This window comes from Pseudomonas sp. Lz4W (assembly GCF_000346225.2).
GTDB classification, from domain to species: domain Bacteria; phylum Pseudomonadota; class Gammaproteobacteria; order Pseudomonadales; family Pseudomonadaceae; genus Aquipseudomonas; species Aquipseudomonas paraversuta.
Genome location: NZ_CP017432.1, coordinates 3299464 through 3322738, shown reverse-complemented (window position 1 = coordinate 3322738; position 23275 = coordinate 3299464). Strand labels below are relative to the sequence as shown.

The following is a 23275-nucleotide window of genomic DNA, read 5'->3' as shown; positions in this document are numbered from 1 at the left end:
CCATGGCCAGTGATGGAAGGGCAGCGCGTCTGGCGCCGGTGGTGGACATGGCCGAAAAAACCGAGAAGGCCGCAGCGCAGCGGCTGGGGCATTTCCAGGGCCAGGTCAATCTGGCCAACAGCAAACTCGGCGACCTGGAAAACTTCCGCGGGGAATACCAGTCGCAATGGATTGAGCGCGGCAGCCAGGGCGTCACCGGGCAATGGTTGCGCAACTATCAATACTTCCTCAACCAGCTTGAAACCGCCGTCGGGCAGCAGCGCCAAAGCCTGGTCTGGCATGAGAACAACCTCAACAAGGCCCGCGAAACCTGGCAACAGGCCTATGCCCGGGTGGAAGGGCTGCGCAAACTGGTCCAGCGTTACGCCGAAGAAGCCCGCCAGCTGGAAGACAAGCGCGAGCAAAAACTGATGGACGAGCTGTCCCAGCGTTTACCGCGTAACAATCCTTACTGAAATCCCCCCTCTCCTGTAGGAGCGAGCTTGCTCGCGAGCAGGCTCGCTCCTACAGAGTTTGTGCGGCGTCACTCCCTGGGTTTCAGAGCGTCTATAGTTTGCGGGTCAACCCGAAACCCGACACGGGAGCTCCCCCATGGCAGTGACGTCTGAAATCTCCGCAGATGGCCGCAAGCTGACGATCGCGATCAAAGGCCGGTTCGACTTTGCCAAGCATCAGCAATTTCGTGAGGCGTACGAAAAGCTCGACTCTGATACCGAATGCGTGGTGGATCTGAAGGAAGCGACCTACGTCGACAGTTCGGCACTGGGCATGCTGTTGTTGCTGCGCGACCATGCCGGCGGCGACAACGCAGAAATCAGGGTGATCAACAGCAACCCGGATGTGCTCAAGATTTTCAATATTTCCAACTTCGACAAACTGTTCGATATCACGTGAACACCTCCCTGACCGTGTTGATTGCCGAGGACAGCAGCGCTGACCGCCTGCTGTTGTCGAGCATTGTGCAGCTTCAGGGGCATAAAGTGCTGCTGGCAGCCAATGGTGCTGAAGCCGTAGCGCTGTTTGCCCGGGAGCGTCCACAGCTGGTGTTGATGGATGCTGTGATGCCAGTGATGGACGGATTCGAGGCCGCGCGCCAGATCAAAGCATTGGCGGGCGAGGTGCTGGTACCGATCATTTTTCTCACGTCCCTGAATCAGGCCGATGCCCTGGCCCGCAGTCTCGAGGTCGGCGGCGACGACGTGCTGAGCAAGCCTTACAACCCCATGCTGCTGGCGGCGAAAATCACCGTGATGGACCGGATGCGGCGTCTGCAGGAAACCGTGCTGCAACAGCGCGACCAGATCGCCCGGCATAACGATTACTTGCTCAACGAGCAGCGGGTGGCCAAGGCCGTGTTTGACCGGGTGGCACACGCGGGCTGTCTGAGCGCGCCGAATATCAGTTACCTGCAATCGCCCTATGCCTTGTTCAATGGAGATTTATTGCTGGCGGCCTACACCCCGACCGGAGATACCCATCTTCTTTTGGCCGACTTTACCGGGCATGGCCTGCCGGCTGCGATTGGTGCCATGCCTTTGGCAGAAGTGTTTTACAGCATGACGGCCAAAGGCTACGGGCTGGCCGAAATGCTCCGGGAAATGAACGCCAAGCTCCAGGGCATCCTGCCCGTCGACATGTTTTGCTGCGCCACGGTGCTGTGCATCAGTGCCCAGCGGCGCAGTGTCGAAGTCTGGAACGGCGGCATGCCCGATGGCTATCTGCAAGCCCGGGCCACGGGGCAGCGCAGGGCATTGACCTCGCAGCACCTGCCGTTGGGCGTATTGCGTGCCGAAGCCTTCGATCACTCCACCCGTGTATGGCCAATGCTGCCCGGTGACCAGCTGTTTTTACTGACCGATGGTGTGATCGACACCAGCGGCCCGGATGAGCAGCTGTTCGGAGTTGAGCGCTTGCAGCAGGTACTGGATGCCAATCGCCAGCCGCACATGCTGATTGCCGAGGTCGAACAGGCCCTGCACGATTTCCAGGGCCATTCCCGTGATGATGTGAGCATGGTGCAGATCACGTCACAGTTGCCGCAGCCTCTGGATGTGCCGGTCATGCCTTATTCCGACAGTGACCAGTGCAGCCCGCTGGACTGGTCGGCCAGCTTTGAATTCCGCGGGGCCACGCTGCAACGGTTCAACCCGCTGCCCTATCTGTTGCAATTGCTGATGGAGGTTCACGGCTTGCGGGCCCGGGGTGCAGTGATTCATGCGGTACTGTCCGAGCTTTACAGCAATGCCCTGGAGCACGGCGTTCTGGGCCTTGATTCACGGCTCAAGCGAGATGCCCGGGGGTTTGCCCGCTATTACCAGTTGCGTAATGAACGTCTGGCAGCGCTGCGAAGCGGGTTTGTGCGGGTGCGGGTGCAGGTCGAACCTGTGCCACGGGGCGGGCGCTTATTGCTGCAGGTAGACGACAGTGGTGAGGGTTTTGATGTTGCAACAGTGATGTCCAGACCGCTGGACCTGAACCGTCTGTCGGGGCGTGGGGTGAGTTTGGTACGCCAACTGTGCCCTGCAGCGCAATGGTCCGCCGATGGTCGCAGTGCGACCGTAGAGTTTTCATGGGAGGCTCTGGCATAATCCGATCATTCTTGATCAAGGAGTGAACAAGTGTCCGACATTCATATGGATCCAAAGGTAGTCAGTGCGTTGCGGGACGTAATGGAAGGCGGGTTTGAGGATTTGCTCGACACCTTTCTTTCTGATTCCGAAGAGCGCCTGGATCAACTGCGCAGCACACACGAAGCCCACGACCTGAGTCTGGTCGCCCACAGCTTCAAAGGCAGCAGCAGCAACATGGGTGCCATTCGTTTGGCGCATCTGTGCGGCCTGCTTGAAGAACGCGCGCAAAAGAAGCCGCTGGCCGGTATCAAGGAGCTGGTCGTCAAAATCGACGATGAATACCAGATGGTGCGTCGTCTTTATCGTGCCGAGCGCCAGCGTTTCAATCCGTCGAACTTTGCCTCCGGCTGATTCGGCCAAAGCTGGCCCGAACCTTGCTCTGACTCATCCACCTGTACCTATGCCAGCCGTACAGTGGAGACCTGTTAATGCCCCTTGCCGCCAATCCCTTTCTTCAGACCTCCGGTACTGCTGCGTCCAAAACGCCTGCGGTCAAAACTCCCCTGTCTGGCACCGAGCCCGCTAAATCCGGAGCTGAACCCTTTTCCAGGGTGTATGCGAAAGCGTCTGAAACCAAGCCCTTGAGTCATGTGCGGGAACCCTCTGCGGGAGCGCTAGCCAGGCGTAATCAGGGCAGCGACCAGGCGTCTGAAAGACCGCCGGCGGTTGCCGATAGCGGCAAGACCTTGCCTGCTGGCAAGACCAAAGACACCGGCAGCGCAAGTCAGCAAGATGCCGCTGACGGGGTACGCGACGAGGCGACTGTGCCGGTGCAGGCAGTGGTAGCGCCGCCTGCGGCTGAAGCTGCAGTGCCGGTAGAGCCGGCGCAGCCCGAGGTGCAAGCCGCGCAACTGGCCGCTGCGGCGCAAGCACAGCTGCAGCCGCCACCGGTGGAGGATGACAGTTTCGATCCTGAGGCCGATCCCCTGGACGATATGCCTGCGGTGCGCCTGGCCATGGAGCAGGGCGGGCATGTCTCGGCCGGTAGCCAGACGCCGGGGAAAAATGCGGCACTGGAGAATTCCCCGGCCACTGTTCAGGGGCAAACCGCTGCGGTTGCCATGCTGATCGACCCGAAAGCCGACGGTTCAGCGTCCGGCGAGGGGGGGGAGGAGGCATTCAAGGGGCTGCTCGATGATGGTCTCAAAGACCTGAAGAGCGCGTCCAGCGATACCCGGGTGGATGACTTCGCCAGTCGCCTGGCTGCACTCACCCAGGCGGCGGTACCCAAAACCGCCAATGCATTGCCGGTCAACCAGCCTTTGGCCATGCATCAGAGCGGCTGGACCGAAGAGGTGGTCAATCGTGTGATGTACCTGTCCAGCGCCAACCTGAAATCGGCAGATATCCAGTTGCAGCCGGCGGAGTTGGGGCGGCTGGATATCCGGGTCAACATCGCCCCCGACCAGAGCGCGCAGGTCAACTTCGTCAGTGCCCACGCCGGGGTGCGCGAGGCGCTGGACAACCAGATGCACCGCTTGCGTGAAATGTTCGCCCAGCAGGGCATGGGGCAGGTCGACGTCAACGTGTCGGACCAGTCGCGCAACTGGCAGGGGCAGGGCCAGGAGCAGCAGGCGCAGAACCCCTCAGGTGGTCACCGGCTTGAAGGTGCCGGCGAAGATGAGCCGGCAATCGCGACCACCGGCAGCGTAGCGCCGAGTGTGGTTATCGGCTCCAGCGCGGTGGATTACTACGCCTGAGCCACAGCCTCGCTCCCCCTCTAGGGGCGAGCTTGCTCGCGGGTTTTTTCAATGTGCAGGCGAGCAGGCTCACGCCTGCACAGGTGTGCTCTTACAGTGTTCTGCCACATCCCGACACTTCTGGCATAACACTTGCTCTGCCTACCCAAGCATCTGTGAAAACCGAAAAGCGACGGATTATTGGCATGGCGACGAGCGACGTAGTGAAGGACCCTGCCGAGAAAGGCAAATTGAAGCTGATCATCCTGGTCGCAGTGGCAGTGTTGCTGGCGATCGGCCTGTCTGTGGGCGCCACCTGGTATTTCCTGAGCGGCCCCAAGAGCGAGTCCGCACCTGTGGTTGACGCAAACATCAAGCTCCCGGCGATTTATGAACCCATGGCGCCGGCCTTCGTGGTCAATTTCAACGCCAATGGCCGCCAGCGCTATATGCAAGTGAGCATGACCTTGCAGGCGCGCGACCAGAATGACCTCAACGCCCTCAAGGTGCATATGCCAGTGATCCGCAACAATCTGGTGATGCTGTTCTCCGGGCAAACCTTCGATGACCTGGCGACGCCGGTGGGGCAGGAAATACTTCGTCAGAAAGCTACTGCCAGCGTTCAGGAAGTGGCGCAGAAAGAACTCGGAAAAGTGGTTGTCGATCAGGTGCTCTTTACTAACTTTGTATTGCAGTAGGATCACGACATGGCCGTGCAAGACCTGCTGTCCCAGGATGAAATCGACGCGCTGTTGCATGGTGTCGATGATGGCCTGGTACAGGCCGAAGCAGCTGCCGAACCCGGCAGTGTCAAAAGTTACGACCTGACCAGTCAGGACCGGATTGTCCGGGGCCGCATGCCGACCCTGGAAATGATCAACGAGCGTTTCGCCCGTTACACCCGCATCAGCATGTTCAACATGCTGCGCCGCTCTGCGGACGTCGCGGTGGGCGGGGTACAGGTCATGAAATTCGGTGAATACGTGCACTCGCTGTACGTGCCCACCAGTCTCAACCTGGTCAAGATCAAGCCGTTGCGCGGCACTGCGCTGTTTATCCTCGATGCCAAGCTGGTGTTCAAGCTGGTGGACAACTTCTTCGGCGGTGACGGCCGTCACGCCAAGATCGAAGGCCGTGAATTCACCCCCACCGAACTGCGGGTGGTGCGCATGGTGCTGGAGCAGGCCTTCATCGATTTGAAGGAGGCCTGGCAGGCGATCATGGAAGTCAATTTCGAGTACATCAACTCGGAAGTGAACCCGGCAATGGCCAATATCGTCGGCCCCAGCGAAGCGATCGTGGTGTCAACCTTTCACATCGAGCTCGATGGCGGTGGCGGAGACCTGCACGTCACCATGCCGTACTCGATGATCGAGCCGGTACGCGAGATGCTCGATGCCGGTTTTCAGTCCGACCTCGACGATCAGGACGAACGCTGGAGCAAGGCTTTGCGCGAGGACGTGCTGGATGTCAGCGTGCCGCTGAGCGCCACCGTGGCCCGCCGGCAATTGCGTCTGCGTGACATTTTGCACATGCAGCCGGGTGATGTGATTCCCGTCGAACTACAAGACGAACTGGTGATGCGCGCCAACGGCGTGCCTGCGTTCAAGGTCAAACTGGGCTCGCACAAAGGCAATCTGGCCTTGCAAGTGATCGAGCCCATCGGACGGCGCTAGGCGTCGGTCCACCCCAAATTGCTGTGTTAATGATTGACTGCTCGCCGAGGACTCCCCGATGGCTACCGAACACGATACAAGTGCTGCAGACCAGGCCCTGGCTGATGAATGGGCTGCGGCCCTGGAAGAAACCGGCGACGTCGGGCAGGCGGATATCGACGCCTTGCTGGCGGCCGATGCAGCCACCAAGCCGGCCTCCAGCCGCTTGCCAATGGAAGAGTTCGGCAGCGTGCCGCGCAATAACGAACCGGTCACCCTGGATGGTCCCAACCTGGATGTGATTCTGGATATTCCGGTTTCCATCTCCATGGAAGTGGGCAGCACCGACATCAACATCCGCAACCTGTTGCAACTCAATCAGGGTTCGGTCATCGAGCTTGATCGTCTAGCCGGCGAGCCGCTGGACGTGCTGGTCAACGGCACCCTGATTGCCCATGGTGAAGTGGTGGTGGTCAACGAAAAGTTCGGTATCCGCCTGACTGACGTGATCAGTCCAAGCGAACGCATCAAGAAGCTGCGTTAAGTGAAGCGGCTTCTCGGCGGTTTACTGGCTTTACCCCTGAGCGTGCTGGCGGCCGAGCCGCTGGCCAGCGCCACCCCTGTTGCTGCACCTGTGATCGGCAGTGGCATCGGCGGGCAGCTGACACAGCTGGTGCTGGGTTTGTTGCTGGTGCTGGGGCTGATCTTTGCCCTGGCCTGGCTACTGCGCCGGGTACAGCAAACCGGGTCGCGACAGGGGCAGGTGATTGAGTTGATCAGTTCACGGGCCCTGGGTGCCCGCGACCGGCTGGTGCTGGTGCAAGTGGGCGAGGAGCAGATTCTGCTTGGCCTGACGCCCGGGCGTATCACCCCCTTGCACGTGCTCAAGGAGCCGGTGCAGGTGCCGGGTACCACGCAGTCGGCAACCCCCGAGTTTGCCAAACGATTGATGGAAGTATTGGGTCAGCAAAAGGACAAGCCGTAATGCGTTTAGTCGTCGCGCTGTTGTTGACGTTGCTCGCACCAGTAGCGTTCGGGGCCGATCCGCTGTCGATTCCGGCGATCACCCTGGGCACCGGGGCCAACGGCCAGCAAGAGTACTCGGTCAGCCTGCAAATTTTGCTGATCATGACCGCGCTGAGCTTTATTCCGGCGTTCGTCATGCTGATGACCAGCTTCACGCGGATCATCATTGTGTTTTCGATTCTGCGCCAGGCCCTGGGGTTGCAGCAAACGCCGTCGAACCAGATTCTCACCGGCATGGCGCTGTTCCTCACCATGTTCATCATGGCGCCGGTATTCGACAAGGTGAACCAGGACGCCTTGCAGCCTTACCTGGCAGAAAAACTCTCGGCCCAGGACGCCATTCTCAAGGCGCAAGTGCCGCTCAAGGACTTCATGCTGGCGCAAACCCGCACCAGCGACCTTGAACTGTTCATGCGCCTGTCCAAGCGCACCGACATCGCCACTCCGGATGCCGCGCCCCTGACCATTCTGGTGCCGGCCTTCGTCACCTCGGAGCTGAAAACCGCATTCCAGATCGGCTTCATGATCTTCATCCCGTTTTTGATCATCGACCTGGTGGTGGCCAGTGTGCTGATGGCCATGGGCATGATGATGCTCTCGCCGCTGATCATTTCGTTGCCGTTCAAAATCATGCTGTTCGTGCTGGTGGATGGCTGGGCGTTGATTATCGGCACCCTGGCCAGCAGTTTCGGCGGAGTTTGACCCCATGACCGGGAGTAATGCGCAATGACCCCAGAAGTCGCGGTTGACCTGTTTCGCAGCGCGCTGTGGCTGACCACGGTGATGGTCGCGGTGCTGGTCGTGCCCAGTTTGCTGGTCGGGCTGTTGGTGGCCATGTTTCAGGCGGCTACCCAGATCAACGAGCAGACCCTGAGCTTCCTTCCGCGGTTGCTGGTGATGCTGGTCACCCTGATCGTTGCCGGGCCCTGGCTGGTGCAGACCTTTATGGAATACATCCTGCAGTTGTACGGCAGCATTCCGCAGTTGATCGGCTAAATGTCGCTGCTCGCTTTGACGGACGCGCAGATCAGCACCTGGGTCGCCAGCTTCATGCTGCCGCTGTTCCGGGTGGGCGCGTTGCTGACCACCATGCCGATCATCGGCACGACCCTGGTGCCCAAGCGCATCAAGCTGTTTCTGTCGCTGGCCATCACCCTGGCAATCCTGCCCAGCCTGCCGCCGCTGCCGGCCGTCAACCCGCTGGACCTCAGTGGCCTGATGCTGATTGCCGAGCAAATCATCATCGGCGCATTGCTGGGCTTCTCGCTGCAACTGTTTTTCCAGGCGTTCGTGGTGGCCGGGCAAATTGTCGCAATCCAGATGGGCATGGGCTTCGCGTCCATGGTCGACCCGGCCAACGGGGTCAACGTGGCGGTCATCGGGCAGTTCTTCACCATGCTCGTGACTTTGTTGTTTCTGTCCATGAACGGCCATCTGGTGGTCTTCGAGGTGCTCACCGAGAGCTTCACTACCTTGCCGGTGGGCGGTGGCTTGTTGACCAATCACTACTGGGAAATCGCCAACAAGCTGGGCTGGGTGCTGGGTGCCGCATTGTTGCTGGTGCTGCCGGCCATTACTGCATTGCTGGTGGTCAACATCGCCTTTGGTGTGATGACCCGGGCGGCGCCGCAACTCAATATCTTCTCGATCGGTTTTCCGCTGACTCTGGTGCTGGGCATGGTGATCCTGTGGATCGGCCTGGCGGATATTCTCAATCAGTATCAACCGCTGGCCTCCGAGGCCTTGCAGTTTTTACGTGAGCTGGCACAGGCGCGATAGCCATGGCAGAAAGCGAGAGCGGTGCCGATAAAACAGAAGACCCCACGGAGAAGCGAAAAAAGGACTCCAGGGAAAAGGGCGAGATCGCACGCTCCAAAGAGCTGAATACCCTGGCCATCATGCTGGCGGGTTCTATCGGACTGCTGATTTTTGGCGGCGCGCTGGCGCGGGACATGATGGATCTGATGCGCTACAACTTCAGCATCAGTCGCGAAACCCTGCTCAATCCCGATTCCATGGGCCTTTTTTTGCTGCACTCGGGCAAGGTTGCGCTGATTGCCGTGCAGCCGGTTCTGGTGACCTTGCTGATTGCTGCCCTGGTCGGGCCCATTGCCCTGGGGGGCTGGCTGTTCGCTGCCGGCAGCCTGGCGCCCAAGTTCAGCCGCATGAACCCCGCTGCCGGGATCAAGCGCATGTTCTCGGCCAAGGCGCTGGTGGAACTGCTGAAGGCGCTGGCCAAATTCTTCATCATCCTGATCGTGGCCTTGCTGGTGTTGCAGTCCGACATCGACGACCTGCTGCGAATCGCCCATGAGCCTTTGGAACTGGCGGTAATCCACAGTGTGCAAGTGGTTGCCTGGAGTGCGCTGTGGATGGCCTGCGGGTTGATCCTGATTGCGGCGGTGGACGTTCCGGTGCAACTGTGGGAAAGCCACAAAAAACTGCTCATGACCAAGCAGGAAGTGCGTGATGAGCACAAGGATCAGGAAGGTCGGCCCGAGGTCAAACAGCGGATTCGCCAACTGCAACGGGAAATGAGCCAGCGGCGCATGATGAGTGCCATTCCCGACGCCGACGTGATTATCACCAACCCGACGCACTACGCCGTGGCGTTGAAATACGATCCGGAGAAGGGCGCGGCGCCCATGCTGCTGGCCAAGGGTAGCGATTTTCTGGCGCTCAAGATTCGCGAGATTGGTGCCAAGCATAATATTTTGCTGCTGGAGTCTCCGGCCCTGGCGCGCTCGATCTACCACTCCACGGAGCTGGATCAGGAGATTCCTGCCGGGTTGTATCTGGCCGTGGCCCAGGTTCTGGCCTATGTGTACCAGATACGCCAGTATCAGGCGGGCCGGGGCAAGCGCCCGGATCCGCTCAAGGATTTGCCGATTCCGGCGGATTTACGGCGTGATCAGTAGAGGCTTGCCCCAAACCTGCTTAACTTGGAATGCGATGTCTTTTTAGTTCGCGCGCAGGCAATGGAGAGTGCTATGCCGATTGAGTTAACCCTTATTCCTGAAAGTTCGATCAGAACCTATGCGCTAAGTGATTCGAGTGACATTGCTCGCGTCGATCTCGAAGGGTTGTTTCCGAAATTCCCTGCTCTGGACGGCACCTTTGCCATTTTCTGGCTGGAACAATTGCAGGGGCGGCATATTGTCGGCTTCAGTACCGAGGGCTCGAACTTGCTGGCGGTGATCTCGTTGCCCACCGTGCCCCACGGCCTGGGCCGGGAGCAGTACTACGCCGGGATCATGGAGCGCTGCTACAAAGAGCGGGACTCCATCATGTCTTTTCTGCGCAAGTCGTTGAGTTTCGAAGGCATCAATGGCCGCTGCGTGCGCAGTTTCATCCTCTACAAGCTGATACGCCAGTTGCAGCTGGACAGCGTGCCGGTGTGGGAAGAGCGCCCGCACATCGGCGATGGGCGCTGTGGTGCGATTTTGATCGGTGGTCGCGGATCTGAGCGCTACGAGCCCAATCGCAAGCTGGATGTGGTGTTCCGCTCCAGCAGCAGCGCGTGTCTGGTGATCGACCTTGGGGAGTGGCGCTGGAACTGAGTACCGGCGCCCCGTTTGACCCTAGGCGCGAGCTGTTCAATCTGCAGACAAACAGCTCGCGAGCAAGCTAGCTCCTGCAGGGTTATGTATATATGGCTGCCGCCCGGCAGCTCTGAAATATAGACATGGCCATTTGCCAAAGTTGGAAGGCTTCTTGCACAGGCAGGCTTTACGGCGCATATGGCGTCAAAAGTTTGCTAAAGGTTTGTCGCAATGTCATTGGATCGCTCTCAGTTAATCAACACCGCACGCAACGGTCTGGCCGGTTTGGGGCATGGACAGTTGGGCGTGCCGTTGTTATTGCTGGTGATGCTGGCAATGATGATGCTGCCAATCCCGGCCTTTCTGCTGGACGTGTTTTTCACCTTCAATATCGCGCTGTCGATTGTGGTGTTGCTGGTCTGTGTCTATGCCCTGCGGCCGCTGGATTTTGCCGTATTCCCCACCATTTTGCTGGTCGCCACGTTAATGCGTCTGGCGCTCAACGTGGCTTCGACCCGGGTGGTCATGCTTCACGGCCAGGAAGGCCACGGGGCCGCCGGCAAGGTGATTCAGGCCTTCGGTGAAGTGGTGATCGGCGGTAACTACGTAGTCGGTATCGTGGTGTTCGCGATTTTGATGATCATCAACTTCGTGGTGGTGACCAAGGGTGCCGGACGTATTTCCGAAGTGAGCGCCCGTTTCACCCTCGACGCCATGCCCGGCAAGCAAATGGCAATTGACGCCGATCTCAATGCCGGTCTTATCGATCAGCCCCAGGCCAAGCAGCGCCGTCAGGAAGTTGCCCAGGAGGCAGAGTTCTACGGCTCGATGGACGGCGCCAGCAAGTTCGTGCGCGGTGACGCCATCGCCGGCTTGCTGATTCTGTTCATCAACCTGATCGGTGGCATGGCCGTCGGTATTTTCCAGCACGGCATGACGTTCGGCGAGGCCGGCAAGGTCTACGCCTTGCTCACCATCGGTGACGGTTTGGTGGCGCAGTTGCCATCGCTGTTGCTGTCCACCGCTGCCGCGATCATGGTCACTCGCGCGTCCGGCTCCGAAGACATGGGCAAGCAGATCAATCGCCAGATGTTTGCCTCGCCCAAGGCGCTGGCGGTGTCGGCCGGTTTGATGGCGGTCATGGGGATCGTGCCGGGCATGCCGCACTTCTCCTTCCTGAGTCTGGCCGCCGTTGCGGGTGGCGTGGCCTATCTGATGTGGAAAAAGCAGAATGTGGTCAAGGTCCAGGCCCTGCAAGAGGTGCAGCGTCAGCAAGAGTTGCTGCCATCGCCGGCCCGGGCCCAGGAGAGCAAAGAGCTGGGCTGGGATGACGTAACGCCCATCGACATGATCGGGCTGGAAGTCGGCTATCGTCTGATCCCGCTGGTGGACCGCAATCAGGGCGGCCAGTTGCTGGCACGGATCAAGGGCGTGCGCAAAAAACTGTCCCAGGACCTGGGCTTTCTGATGCCCACCGTGCATATCCGCGACAACCTCGATCTGGCCCCCAGCGCCTATCGCCTGACCTTGATGGGGGTGATTCTGGCCGAGGCCGAGATCTACCCCGATCGCGAACTGGCGATCAACCCGGGGCAGGTGTTCGGCACACTTAACGGTATTACCACCAAAGATCCGGCCTTCGGTCTGGAAGCCGTGTGGATCGAGATCAGTCAGCGCAGTCAGGCGCAATCGCTGGGCTATACCGTAGTGGATGCCAGCACTGTAGTTGCGACCCACTTGAACCAGATTCTGTACAAGCACTCCCATGAACTGATCGGTCATGAAGAAGTGCAGCAGTTGATGCAGCTGCTGGCCAAGGCCTCGCCCAAATTGGCCGAAGAGCTGGTGCCGGGGGTGTTGAGCCTGTCGCAGTTGCTCAAGGTGTTGCAGGCCTTGTTGGCAGAACAGGTACCGGTGCGCGACATTCGAAGCATTGCCGAAGCCGTCGCGAACAATGCCCATAAGAGTCAAGATACTGCCGCGCTGGTTGCTGCGGTCCGGGTCGGACTGTCCCGCGCAATCGTGCAAAGTATTGTAGGCGTTGACTCCGAGCTGCCTGTGATCACCTTGGAACCAAGGTTGGAACAAATATTGCTCAATAGTTTGCAAAAGGCCGGACAAGGCCAGGAAGAGGGCGTGTTGCTGGAGCCAAGCATGGCGGAAAAACTCCAGCGCTCGCTGATCGACGCCGCCCAGCGTCAGGAGATGCAAGGCAACCCGGTGATCTTGCTGGTGGCAGGCCCGGTACGTGCAATGCTTTCGCGGTTTGGACGCCTGGCGGTGCCTAACCTGCATGTGCTCTCGTACCAGGAAATTCCTGATAACAAGCAAGTCACGATTGTTGCGACAGTAGGCCCTAACGGCTGAGGGTTTGATTTATGCAAGTGAAGCGATTTTTCGCCGCCGACATGCGTCAGGCCATGAAGCTGATTCGTGATGAATTGGGGGCCGACGCCGCCATTATCGGTAACCGCCGGATCGCCGGTGGGGTGGAGCTGACTGCCGCCCTGGACTACAAGCTGTCGGCGCTGGCACCGCGGGTACCGAATATGGAACTGGAAGAAGAGCTGCGCAAAACCCAGTCCAGCATTGTTTCGGCCCGGGCCGAACTGAGTTTGCGCGGGGATGGCGATGCCGATGTCAGCCGCCAGTTGTTTGCCGGTCTGCCGCTGACCGCCGCCGAGCCGTTGACCGAGCCGGCGCCGCAGGAACCGGCGCGTCCTGCTCCTGTGGCCGCGCCGTCGATGGACCAGCGCGCCTTTGACAACATGCGCTCGGAACTCAATGTGCTGCGCGAATTGCTCGAAGTGCAGTTGGGCTCGCTGGCCTGGAACCAGTTGCAGGCCGCCAAGCCTGCACAAGCCAATTTGTGGCGCCGTTTACAGCGCATTGGCTTGTCCGGGCCGCTGTCGCGGGATCTGCTGGCGCAAGTGGCTGGAATTGAAGAACCGCGTCAGGCGTGGCGGATGTTGCTGGCCCACCTGGCGCGGATGATCGCGACCCCGGAGCTTGAACCCCTGGAAGAGGGCGGTGTGATTGCCATGGTGGGGCCTGCGGGCATGGGCAAAACCACTACCCTGGCCAAGCTGGCAGCGCGTTATGTCCTCAAGTACGGCGCGCAAAATATTGCCCTGGTGAGCATGGACAGCTTTCGTATCGGTGCCCAGGAACAACTGAAGACCCTGGGCCGAATTCTCAATGTACCCGTGACCCACGTTGCGCCTGGCCAGTCGTTGGGCCAGACCCTTGAGCCGCTGGTACGCAAGCGCGTGGTGCTGGTGGATACCGCCGGCCTGCAGGCCAGCGATCCGGCACTGCGCCTGCAGCTTGAAAGTCTTGCGGGGCGCGGGATCAAGGCACGCAACTATCTGGTACTGGCGACCACCAGTCAGAAACAGGTGTTGACGGCGGCTTACCTCAGTTACAAACGATGCGGGCTGGCCGGTTGCATTCTGACCAAGCTGGATGAAACCGCGAGTCTGGGGGAGGTGCTGAGCCTGGCGATCCAGCACGGGCTGCCGGTGGCTTACCTCACGGATGGTCCGCGGATCCCCGATGATCTTCACTTGCCCCGTCGTCACCAGTTGGTGAGCCGGGCCGTGAGTGTGCAAATGCAGGAAGAACCCAGTGAAGAGGCCATGGCCGACATGTTCGCTGATATCTATCAAAGCCCTCCCAAACAGGTCGGCTGAGGTACTCAAGGTTACGTAGCAATGTACCTACATCGATGGTCTGCAAGGTGTTGTGCCAGTGGGGCACGTGCAGCCAACCTTTGTAGCCGCGTCTAAGAAAGACAAGGTAAAAAATGATCATGGGCAGCATGCATCCCGTACAGGTGATCGCAGTGACCGGCGGCAAGGGTGGCGTCGGTAAAACTAACGTGTCAGTCAACTTGTCTATCGCGCTTGCCGAAATGGGCAGACGCGTCATGTTGATGGATGCCGACCTGGGCCTGGCAAACGTCGATGTGCTGCTCGGGCTGACCCCCAAGTACACCCTGGCCGATGTGGTCGAGGGTCGTTGCGAGCTGCGCGACGTACTGCTCCAGGGCCCTGGCGGGATCAGGATCGTACCGGCGGCGTCGGGCACCCAGAGCATGGTCAACCTGAGCCCGGCCCAGCATGCCGGTTTGATCCAGGCCTTCAGTGACCTGGGCGATAACCTCGACGTGCTGGTGATCGATACCGCAGCCGGGATCGGCGACTCAGTGGTGAGTTTTGTGCGCGCCGCCCAGGAAGTCCTGCTGGTGGTGTGTGACGAACCGACTTCGATCACCGATGCCTACGCGCTGATCAAGCTGCTGAACCGCGATTTCGGGATGAACCGGTTCCGGGTGCTGGCCAACATGGCCCAGAGCCCGCAGGAAGGGCGCAATCTGTTCGCCAAACTGACCAAGGTTACCGACCGTTTTCTGGATGTCGCCCTGCAATACGTGGGCGCCGTTCCCTACGACGAGAGTGTGCGCAAGGCGGTGCAAAAACAGCGCGCCGTGTACGAGGCATTTCCGCGTTCCAAGTGCTCCCTGGCGTTCAAGGCCATCGCCCAGAAAGTTGACACCTGGCCGCTGCCGGCCAATCCCCGGGGGCATCTGGAGTTCTTTGTCGAGCGCCTGGTGCAACAGGCAGGCGGAGGGCGTCCCTGATGACCGCCAGCGGCTATCGCATGTACAGCAAAGCGTCGCGTGACAGCCAGTATGAGCTGATCGAACGCTACGCACCGTTGGTCAAGCGTATCGCCTATCACCTGTTGGCGCGTTTGCCCGCCAGCGTGCAGGTGGACGACCTGATCCAGGCCGGGATGATCGGCCTGCTCGAAGTGTCGACCAAATACGACGCGACCAAGGGCGCGAGTTTCGAGACCTACGCCGGTATCCGCATTCGTGGTGCGATGCTCGATGAAGTGCGCAAGGGCGACTGGGCGCCGCGCTCGGTGCACCGCAATACCCGCATGGTCAGTGACGCAATTCGGGTAATTGAAGCAAAAACCGGTTGTGACGCTAAAGATCACGAGGTTGCGGCCGAACTCCAGTTAAGCCTTGATGATTATTACGCCATTTTGAATGACACCCTGGGCAGCCGCCTGTTCAGTTTCGACGACCTGTTGCAGGACGGCGAGCACGAAGGGTTGCATGAGGATGGTGCCAGTGCTCACCCGGAACCCTCGCGGGACCTGGAAGATGAACGCTTCCAGACAGCACTGGCCGACGCGATCAGCCTGTTGCCGGAGCGTGAGCGACTGGTCCTGGCGCTGTATTACGACGAAGAACTGAACCTCAAGGAAATCGGCGAGGTGCTGGGGGTCAGCGAATCCCGTGTCAGCCAGCTGCACAGTCAGTGCGCCGCCCGCCTGCGGGCACGCCTGGGGCAGTGGCGGGCGAACTGAAAACAGCGGGCAATCGCTGATTCATTGTGGGAGCGGGCTTGCCCGCGATGGGCGCGACGCGGTGGATCAGTTAACCGGCGTTGCCTGCATCGCGTCAGGCCCGCTCCCACAGTTGATTTATGGCGTGTGCGAAATCGAATTGATTGAATGGCGCGTCCAGAGACTGAACGCGTTTAAGACTGCTTGGAGGTCGAATTGGACAAGAACATGAAGATCCTCATCGTTGATGATTTCTCAACGATGCGACGGATCATTAAAAATCTGTTGCGTGACCTCGGGTTCACCAACACGGTGGAGGCGGACGACGGCACCACGGCGTTGCCGATCCTCAACCAGGGGCACATCGACTTTCTGGTGACGGACTGGAACATGCCGGGCATGACCGGTATCGAGTTGTTGCGCCATGTGCGTGCCGACGAAAAACTCAAGCACCTGCCCGTGCTGATGGTGACCGCTGAAGCCAAGCGCGAACAAATCATCGAGGCGGCCCAGGCCGGGGTCAACGGCTATGTGGTCAAGCCGTTCACGGCCCTTGCACTCAAAGACAAGATCGAAAAAATCTTTGATCGCATCGGTTGAACGGTTTCCCGGGGGGCGCTATGGAGCATCAAGAAGCGACACAGGGCGAGTTTGAGTCGACCCTGAAAAAACATGCCCGCGAATTGGTCGACAGCCTTGAGAAAGGCAAGTTTGGCGACGCCGTGCAACTGATTCATGAACTGAACCAGACTCGCGATCGCGGCCTGTACCAGGAAGTCGGCAAGCTGACCCGTGAGTTGCACAGCTCGATTGTCAACTTTCACATCGATCCGAACATGCCGCGCGCTGAAGAAGTGTCGCAGATCACCGATGCAGCCGAGCGTTTGGCTTATGTTGTGAAGCTCACGGAAGCTGCGGCGAATCGAACCATGGATCTGGTAGAAAACAGCACGCCGCTGGTCAATGGCCTGGGCAGCGAGGCTAAAGCCCTGAGCGCAGACTGGGGCCGCTTTATGCGGCGCGAAGTAGGCGCCGAGGAGTTTCGCGAACTGGCGCGGCGGGTTGACAGTTTTTTGACGCGCAGCGAAGCCGACAACCATGTGGTGTCCGCCAACCTCACTGACATATTGCTCGCCCAGGATTACCAGGACCTCACCGGTCAGGTGATCAAGCGTGTCACCCAGTTGGTGACCGATGTGGAAAGCAATTTGCTCAAGCTGGTGCTGATGGCCAGTCAGGTCGATCGCTTTGCCGGGATCGAACACGACCGTGCGGCACTGCTCGCAGAAAATAATTCGCAAAAAAACCTGACTAAGGGTGAAGGTCCGCAGATTCATGCCGATAAACGTGATGATGTCGTGTCCGGCCAGGATGATGTAGACGATTTGCTTTCCAGTTTAGGTTTCTAGGTACTGAGTAGGCGCGCGGTAAGGGTTACCCGTCCCGGCGTCGAAAGGTCCTACTTCAAGGAGCACGTACATGAGCTTCGGCGCCGATGAAGAAATCCTTCAGGATTTCCTGGTTGAAGCCGGCGAGATTCTAGAGCTGCTGTCCGAACAGCTGGTCGAGCTTGAAAGCCGACCGGATGATGCGGACTTGCTCAATGCAATTTTTCGCGGTTTTCACACTGTAAAAGGGGGCGCCGGCTTCCTCCAGCTCCACGAGCTGGTGGAGTGCTGCCACATCGCCGAGAACGTTTTCGACATCCTGCGCAAGGGTGAGCGTGGCGTCGACTCGGAATTGATGGACGTGGTTCTTGAGGCCCTGGACGCGGTCAACGCCATGTTTACCCAGGTGCGCGAGCGCCGCCCGGTTACGCCGGCAACCCCGCAGCTGCTGGCGGCGCTGGCACGTCTGGCCGAGCCAGCTTCGGTGCCGACAGTCGCCGCTGCGGTGGCGGTCGCCGAACCTGTGGCCAGCGACAGCAGCGATATCACCGATGACGAATTTGAACTGCTGCTGGACTCCCTGAATGCAGTCAAGGCTGCTGCTGCCGAGCCCGTGCAGGCAGTTGCAGCGCCTGCAGGCAGTGATGAAATCAGCGATGCCGAATTCGAGTCGCTGCTCGACCAGTTGCACGGCAAGGGGCAGTTTCGCCCCGACACGGCCTCCAGCGTGGCGCCAGAGTCGGCACCTGTGATGACAGAGGCGGTGAGCAATGAAATCACCGACGACGAATTCGAAGCCTTGCTTGATCAGTTGCATGGCAAAGGTTCATTCAATACCGATGCGCTGGGCGCAGCTCCGGTTGTGCCGGCAGACCAGGCTGGCGAGCCTGTCAGCCCGGATCACATCAGCGATCACGAATTTGAAGCACTGCTCGATGAGCTGCACGGCAAGGGCCAGTTTTCTGTCCAGAGCCCTGCGGTTGCAGCCGTTGTTGCGGCCCCGGCTCCAGCGCCGGTAGCCAGTGCGCCCGAGGCCGCCCGTGCAGTGGCCGCCCGGGCCCCGGCTGCCAGCGCCGACAAGCCCCAGGCTTCTGAAGCCGAGACCACGGTGCGGGTTGATACTGCGCGGCTGGACGACATCATGAACATGGTCGGCGAGCTGGTGCTGGTGCGTAACCGTCTGGTGCGCCTGGGCCTCAACAGCCACGACGAAGCGATGGCCAAGGCATTGTCCAACCTCGACGTGGTGACTGCCGACCTGCAGACCGCGGTCATGAAGACCCGGATGCAGCCGATCAAAAAAGTCTTCGGCCGTTTTCCGCGTCTGGTGCGCGATCTGGCGCGCCAGTTGAAAAAAGAAATCAGCCTGGAGCTGGTGGGCGAAGAAACCGACCTCGACAAGAATCTGGTCGAGGCACTGGCCGATCCGCTGGTGCACTTGGTGCGCAACGCGGTTGACCACGGGTGTGAAACCCCCGAAGAGCGCGAAGCAGCCGGTAAACCGCGCTGCGGCAGGGTAATTCTGTCGGCCGAGCAAGAAGGCGACCATATCCTGCTGTCGATCTCCGATGACGGCAAAGGCATGGACGCCAATGTGCTGCGCGCCATTGCAGTGAAAAAAGGGCTGATGGACAAGGATGCAGCCGATCGCCTGAGCGAAAACGATTGCTACAACCTGATTTTTGCCCCGGGCTTCTCCACCAAAACCGAGATTTCCGATGTGTCCGGGCGTGGCGTGGGCATGGATGTGGTGAAAACCAAGATCGCCCAGCTCAATGGCTCGCTGAGCATTGAGTCGACCCTGGGTCGCGGTTCGAAAATCGTGATCAAGGTGCCGCTGACCCTGGCCATCATGCCGACCCTGATGGTGATGCTGGGCAATCAGGCGTTTGCGTTCCCGCTGGTCAACGTCAACGAAATTTTCCACCTCGACCTGTCGCGCACCAATGTGGTCGACGGCCAGGAAGTGGTGATCGTGCGGGACAAGGCGTTGCCATTGTTCTACCTCAAGCGCTGGCTGGTGGCCTCGGCGGCCCATGAAGAGCAGCGCGAAGGGCATGTGGTGATTCTTTCGGTGGGCACCCAGCGCATCGGCTTTGTGGTCGATCAACTGGTGGGCCAGGAAGAAGTGGTGATCAAGCCGTTGGGCAAAATGCTCCAGGGCACGCCAGGCATGTCGGGCGCCACCATCACCGGTGACGGCCGTATTGCCCTGATCCTGGATGTTCCGAGCATGCTCAAGCACTACGCTTCGCGGCGTATTTGATTCTGGTGGCACCGGCGGTTGCACCTCATACCGCCTAACGGAGTGTTTATGGTAGTCAAGGTCCTGGTGGTGGATGATTCCGGTTTTTTCCGCCGCCGCGTCTCGGAAATTCTGTCGGCTGATCCAACAATTCAAGTGATCGGTACCGCCACCAACGGCAAGGAGGCGATTGATCAGACGCTGGCGCTCAAGCCCGATGTGATCACCATGGACTACGAGATGCCGTTGATGGATGGCATTACGGCGGTGCGCCATATCATGCAGCGCTGTCCGACTCCGGTACTGATGTTCTCTTCGCTGACCCACGAAGGCGCCCGGGTCACCCTGGATGCGCTGGACGCCGGGGCGGTGGATTTCCTTCCGAAAAACTTTGAAGACATCTCGCGTAATCCGGACAAGGTCAAACAATTGCTGTGCGAAAAGGTGCACAGCATCTCCCGCAGCAACCGTCGCTTGTCCGGCTACAGCGCACCAGCCCCCGGCATACCGGCGCCTGTTGTCAGCCGGCCGGCAGCGGGTGGTTTTGCGCCGCCTGCAGCCATACCGGCTCCGGCACGCACCACGCCGATTGCCAGTCGTACGGCCGCGCCAGTGACGTCCCCCGGGCCAAAGCGCAAAGCCTACAAACTGGTGGCCATCGGCACCTCAACTGGCGGCCCGGTGGCCTTGCAACGGGTCCTGACCCAGTTGCCGGGTAATTTCCCGGCGCCGATCGTACTGGTCCAGCATATGCCAGCGGCTTTTACCAAAGCCTTTGCCGAGCGTCTGGACAAGCTGTGCCGGATCAGCGTCAAGGAAGCCGAAGACGGCGATATCTTGCGCCCCGGCCTGGCATTGCTGGCTCCGGGCGGCAAGCAGATGATGATTGACGGGCGTGGCGCGGTAAGAATCCTGCCAGGCGATGAACGTCTGAACTACAAACCGTGCGTGGATATCACCTTCGGTTCAGCTGCCAAGTCCTACGGCGACAAAGTTTTGGCGGTGGTATTGACCGGCATGGGCGCGGATGGCCGTGAAGGTGCACGTTTGCTCAAGCAGAGCGGCAGTACGGTGTGGGCCCAGGACGAGGCCAGCTGTGTGATTTACGGCATGCCCATGGCCATCATCAAAGCCAACCTGGCGGATGCGGTGTACAGCCTCGATGATGTCGGCCGGTACCTGGTGGAGGCCTGTCACTGATGGATGTGCTCAGTCTGATCGGCATCATCATGGCCTTTGTCGCGATTATCGGCGGCAACTACCTGGAAGGGGGCCATCTGGGCGCCCTGGTCAATGGCCCGGCGGCCTTGATTGTGGTGGGCGGTACAGTGGGCGCGGCGTTGCTGCAGTCGCCCGTGAGTGCGTTCAAGCGGGCGATGCAAACCCTGGCCTGGATTATCTTTCCGCCGCGCATCGATATGGCTGCCGGCATCGACCAGGTCGTCAACTGGAGCCTTACCGCGCGCAAGGAGGGCCTGCTGGGCCTTGAAAGCGTGGCCGATGCCGAGCCCGACAGCTATTCGCGCAAAGGCCTGCAATTGCTGGTGGACGGCGCTGAGCCCGAAGCCATTCGCAGCGTGCTGGAGGTCGATTACATGACCCGGGAAAGTCGCGATATCGAGGCCGCCAAAGTCTTTGAAAGCATGGGCGGCTATGCGCCGACCATCGGCATCATCGGTGCAGTGATGGGCCTGATCCACGTGATGGGCAATCTGGCCGACCCGGCGCAACTGGGCAGCGGCATTGCCGTGGCGTTTGTGGCGACCATTTACGGGGTGGCCAGTGCCAACCTGTTGCTGTTGCCCATTGCCAGCAAACTCAAGGCGATTGCCCTGCGCCAGTCGCTGTACCGCGAGATGATGCTCGAAGGCATCCTGTCGATTGCCGAAGGCGAAAACCCGCGCTCCATCGAACTCAAGCTCCAGGGCTTTGTGGGTTAACTATGAGTCGCCGTCGCCGCTCCGCCGATGAGCACGTCAATCATGAACGCTGGCTGGTGTCCTACGCGGATTTCATTACGCTGCTGTTTGCCTTTTTTGTGGTCATGTACTCGATTTCGTCGATCAACGAAGGCAAGTACAAGGTGATTTCCCAGGCCCTGGTCGGGGTTTTCAATGACAGCGAGCGCAGCGTCAAGCCAATCCCCGTCGGCGATGAGCGCCCGCTGACGACGACCCCGGCAGAGCCGTTGATCAAAGACAGCGAACACACCGACGCCGGTCTGGGGCAGTCTCCTGATGATCCGCTTAAAACCATTGCCGATGACATCACCACCGCCTTCGGTGACTTGATTGCGTCCAGACAATTGACGGTGCGCGGTAACGAGTTATGGGTCGAAATCGAACTCAATTCCAGCCTGTTGTTCGGCAGCGGCGACGCCATGCCCAGCAATATGGCGTTCAGTATCATCGACAAGGTGGCGGCGATCCTCAAACCCTTCGACAACCCGATTCACGTCGAGGGCTTTACCGACGATTTGCCGATACGTACCGCGCAGTACCCGACCAACTGGGAGCTGTCGTCGGCACGCTCGGCCAGCATCGTGCGCATGCTGGCGATGCAGGGGGTCAACCCCGGGCGCATGGCGTCGGTGGGCTACGGCGAGTTTCAACCGGTGGCCAATAACGCGACGCCTGAGGGGCGCGCCCTCAATCGCCGGGTGGTACTGGTGGTGTCGCGCAATCTGGAAGTAAGGCGCAGCCTGACTGGCGTGGGCACCGCTCACGCAACACCGGATGCCGCCCTGAAGCGGGCTGGCACACAAACTGCACCGCCTCCAACAAAGCCGCCGGTTCGTGGGAATGCCGTCAATTCCCCGTCACCGCTCCTATAAGTGCATGTCAATTCTCGGCCGGCACGTCCGCAGCCGGGAGGAACAACAAAATGAGAGTCTGGGCAGTAGCCAATCAAAAAGGTGGAGTCGGTAAGACCACCACATCCATCGCTCTGGCCGGTTTGCTGGCTGAGGCGGGCAAGCGCGTGGTGGTGGTCGACCTCGACCCGCACGGTTCCATGACCAGCTATTTCGGTTACGACCCGGACGCCCTCGAGCACAGCGTTTACGACTTGTTTTTGCACCAGGGCCAGGTGCCGCAAGGCCTGGCTGCGCAATTACTGCTGTCCACCAGCCATCCGAACATTGCCTTGTTGCCAGCCACCACTGCGCTGGCAACCCTGGAGCGTCAGGCGCCGGGGCAGAGCGGCCTGGGTCTGGTCATCGCCCGCAGTCTGGCGCAGCTGTGGCAGGATTATGACTACGCCATCATCGACAGCCCGCCGATCCTGGGGGTGCTGATGGTCAATGCATTGGCGGCCAGCCAGCAGTTGATCATCCCGGTGCAAACCGAGCATCTGGCCCTCAAGGGCCTGGAACGCATGGTTCACACCCTGCGCATGATCAACCGCTCGCGCCAGCAGGAACTGCCGTTCTGCATCGTGCCGACCTTGTTCGATCGCCGCACCCAGGCCTCGATGAGCACCTTGCGGGTTTTGCGCGATGTGTACCCCGACACCCTGTGGCAGGGCTTTGTCCCGGTGGACACGCGTTTGCGTGATGCCAGCCGGGCAGGGCAGACGCCCTCGCAGTTCGATGAAAAAAGCCGTGGGGTGATCGCCTATCGCGCCTTGCTCAAGCATGTATTGACCCGCCAGCTCGCGCCGCAGGCGGTCTGAGGTGCGCGTGCATTCAAGTAGCCGCCGGGTGCGGCCGATAACGTCTCAAGGCCTCAGTCGCGAGGCAGTTGAGTGGG

Annotated in this window: 25 protein-coding genes; all 25 read left to right on the top strand. The window is 60.0% G+C overall.

The window, feature by feature from the left end; genetic code table 11:
• The first annotated feature begins 2 nt into the window (after window positions 1–2).
• The 25 genes from fliJ to B195_RS15015 all read left to right on the top strand — a co-directional run bounded on the left by fliJ (window position 3) and on the right by B195_RS15015 (window position 23198).
• Window positions 3–455 carry a flagellar export protein FliJ gene (gene fliJ / locus B195_RS15135; RefSeq protein WP_003441852.1) on the top strand — a complete coding sequence of 151 codons (453 nt, stop codon included), beginning with the start codon at window positions 3–5 and terminating at the stop codon, window positions 453–455.
• Window positions 456–591: 136 nt separating this feature from the next.
• The gene (locus B195_RS15130) at window positions 592–894 is read left to right on the top strand and encodes an STAS domain-containing protein (protein ID WP_003441855.1); all 303 of its coding nucleotides are present in this window, start codon (window positions 592–594) and stop codon (window positions 892–894) included.
• Window positions 891–2588, top strand: a complete 1698-nt coding sequence (locus B195_RS15125) for a fused response regulator/phosphatase (RefSeq protein ID WP_003441857.1) — start codon at window positions 891–893, stop codon at window positions 2586–2588. Before B195_RS15130 ends, B195_RS15125 begins: the two co-directional genes overlap by 4 nt.
• Window positions 2589–2618: 30 nt before the next feature.
• Entirely contained in the window at window positions 2619–2981 is a 363-nt protein-coding gene (locus B195_RS15120) for an Hpt domain-containing protein (protein WP_003441860.1), read from the top strand.
• Between the two features lie 77 nt (window positions 2982–3058).
• On the top strand, window positions 3059–4330 hold the full coding sequence (locus B195_RS15115) for a flagellar hook-length control protein FliK (protein ID WP_003441870.1): 1272 nt from the start codon (window positions 3059–3061) through the stop codon (window positions 4328–4330).
• Window positions 4331–4515: 185 nt separating this feature from the next.
• A complete protein-coding gene (fliL, locus tag B195_RS15110; RefSeq protein WP_003441871.1) occupies window positions 4516–5007 on the top strand; it encodes a flagellar basal body-associated protein FliL in 492 nt (163 codons plus the stop codon).
• Between the two features lie 9 nt (window positions 5008–5016).
• Window positions 5017–5985, top strand: a complete 969-nt coding sequence (gene fliM, locus B195_RS15105) for a flagellar motor switch protein FliM (RefSeq protein WP_003441872.1) — start codon at window positions 5017–5019, stop codon at window positions 5983–5985.
• A gap of 58 nt (window positions 5986–6043) precedes the next feature.
• A complete protein-coding gene (gene fliN / locus B195_RS15100) occupies window positions 6044–6508 on the top strand; it encodes a flagellar motor switch protein FliN (RefSeq protein WP_003441873.1) in 465 nt (154 codons plus the stop codon).
• The gene (fliO, locus tag B195_RS15095) at window positions 6509–6949 is read left to right on the top strand and encodes a flagellar biosynthetic protein FliO (protein ID WP_003441874.1); all 441 of its coding nucleotides are present in this window, start codon (window positions 6509–6511) and stop codon (window positions 6947–6949) included.
• On the top strand, window positions 6949–7692 hold the full coding sequence (gene fliP / locus B195_RS15090; protein ID WP_003441875.1) for a flagellar type III secretion system pore protein FliP: 744 nt from the start codon (window positions 6949–6951) through the stop codon (window positions 7690–7692). The genes fliO and fliP overlap by 1 nt, the downstream gene beginning before the upstream one ends.
• Before the next feature lie 24 nt (window positions 7693–7716).
• Window positions 7717–7986 carry a flagellar biosynthesis protein FliQ gene (fliQ, locus tag B195_RS15085; protein WP_003441876.1) on the top strand — a complete coding sequence of 90 codons (270 nt, stop codon included), beginning with the start codon at window positions 7717–7719 and terminating at the stop codon, window positions 7984–7986.
• Window positions 7987–8769, top strand: coding sequence for a flagellar biosynthetic protein FliR (gene fliR / locus B195_RS15080; protein WP_003441877.1), 783 nt, complete (start codon window positions 7987–7989; stop codon window positions 8767–8769).
• A 2-nt stretch (window positions 8770–8771) separates the two neighbouring features.
• On the top strand, window positions 8772–9908 hold the full coding sequence (gene flhB, locus B195_RS15075; RefSeq protein WP_003441878.1) for a flagellar biosynthesis protein FlhB: 1137 nt from the start codon (window positions 8772–8774) through the stop codon (window positions 9906–9908).
• Between the two features lie 72 nt (window positions 9909–9980).
• Window positions 9981–10550, top strand: coding sequence for a hypothetical protein (locus B195_RS15070; RefSeq protein ID WP_003441879.1), 570 nt, complete (start codon window positions 9981–9983; stop codon window positions 10548–10550).
• A gap of 219 nt (window positions 10551–10769) precedes the next feature.
• A complete protein-coding gene (gene flhA, locus B195_RS15065; protein ID WP_003441880.1) occupies window positions 10770–12899 on the top strand; it encodes a flagellar biosynthesis protein FlhA in 2130 nt (709 codons plus the stop codon).
• 11 nt (window positions 12900–12910) lie between these two features.
• Window positions 12911–14224: a flagellar biosynthesis protein FlhF gene (flhF, locus tag B195_RS15060; RefSeq protein WP_003441881.1), complete on the top strand. Its 1314-nt coding sequence runs from the start codon at window positions 12911–12913 to the stop codon at window positions 14222–14224.
• 119 nt (window positions 14225–14343) lie between these two features.
• Window positions 14344–15174 (top strand): flagellar synthesis regulator FleN, encoded by an 831-nt coding sequence (gene fleN, locus B195_RS15055; RefSeq protein ID WP_003441882.1) that lies wholly within the window; start codon window positions 14344–14346, stop codon window positions 15172–15174.
• Window positions 15171–15914 carry an RNA polymerase sigma factor FliA gene (fliA, locus tag B195_RS15050; RefSeq protein WP_232286857.1) on the top strand — a complete coding sequence of 248 codons (744 nt, stop codon included), beginning with the start codon at window positions 15171–15173 and terminating at the stop codon, window positions 15912–15914. The genes fleN and fliA overlap by 4 nt, the downstream gene beginning before the upstream one ends.
• A gap of 207 nt (window positions 15915–16121) precedes the next feature.
• On the top strand, window positions 16122–16493 hold the full coding sequence (locus tag B195_RS15045) for a chemotaxis response regulator CheY (RefSeq protein ID WP_165439717.1): 372 nt from the start codon (window positions 16122–16124) through the stop codon (window positions 16491–16493).
• A 20-nt stretch (window positions 16494–16513) separates the two neighbouring features.
• Window positions 16514–17302, top strand: a complete 789-nt coding sequence (locus B195_RS15040) for a protein phosphatase CheZ (protein WP_003441885.1) — start codon at window positions 16514–16516, stop codon at window positions 17300–17302.
• Between the two features lie 70 nt (window positions 17303–17372).
• Complete coding sequence (locus B195_RS15035) at window positions 17373–19547, top strand: chemotaxis protein CheA (RefSeq protein ID WP_003441886.1); 2175 nt, start codon at window positions 17373–17375, stop codon at window positions 19545–19547.
• Between the two features lie 48 nt (window positions 19548–19595).
• A complete protein-coding gene (locus tag B195_RS15030) occupies window positions 19596–20726 on the top strand; it encodes a chemotaxis response regulator protein-glutamate methylesterase (protein WP_003441887.1) in 1131 nt (376 codons plus the stop codon).
• Window positions 20726–21466 (top strand): flagellar motor protein, encoded by a 741-nt coding sequence (locus tag B195_RS15025; protein WP_003441888.1) that lies wholly within the window; start codon window positions 20726–20728, stop codon window positions 21464–21466. The genes B195_RS15030 and B195_RS15025 overlap by 1 nt, the downstream gene beginning before the upstream one ends.
• Before the next feature lie 2 nt (window positions 21467–21468).
• Window positions 21469–22359: a flagellar motor protein MotD gene (gene motD / locus B195_RS15020; RefSeq protein ID WP_003441890.1), complete on the top strand. Its 891-nt coding sequence runs from the start codon at window positions 21469–21471 to the stop codon at window positions 22357–22359.
• 50 nt (window positions 22360–22409) lie between these two features.
• Window positions 22410–23198: a ParA family protein gene (locus B195_RS15015; protein WP_003441891.1), complete on the top strand. Its 789-nt coding sequence runs from the start codon at window positions 22410–22412 to the stop codon at window positions 23196–23198.
• Window positions 23199–23275: the final 77 nt, after the last annotated feature.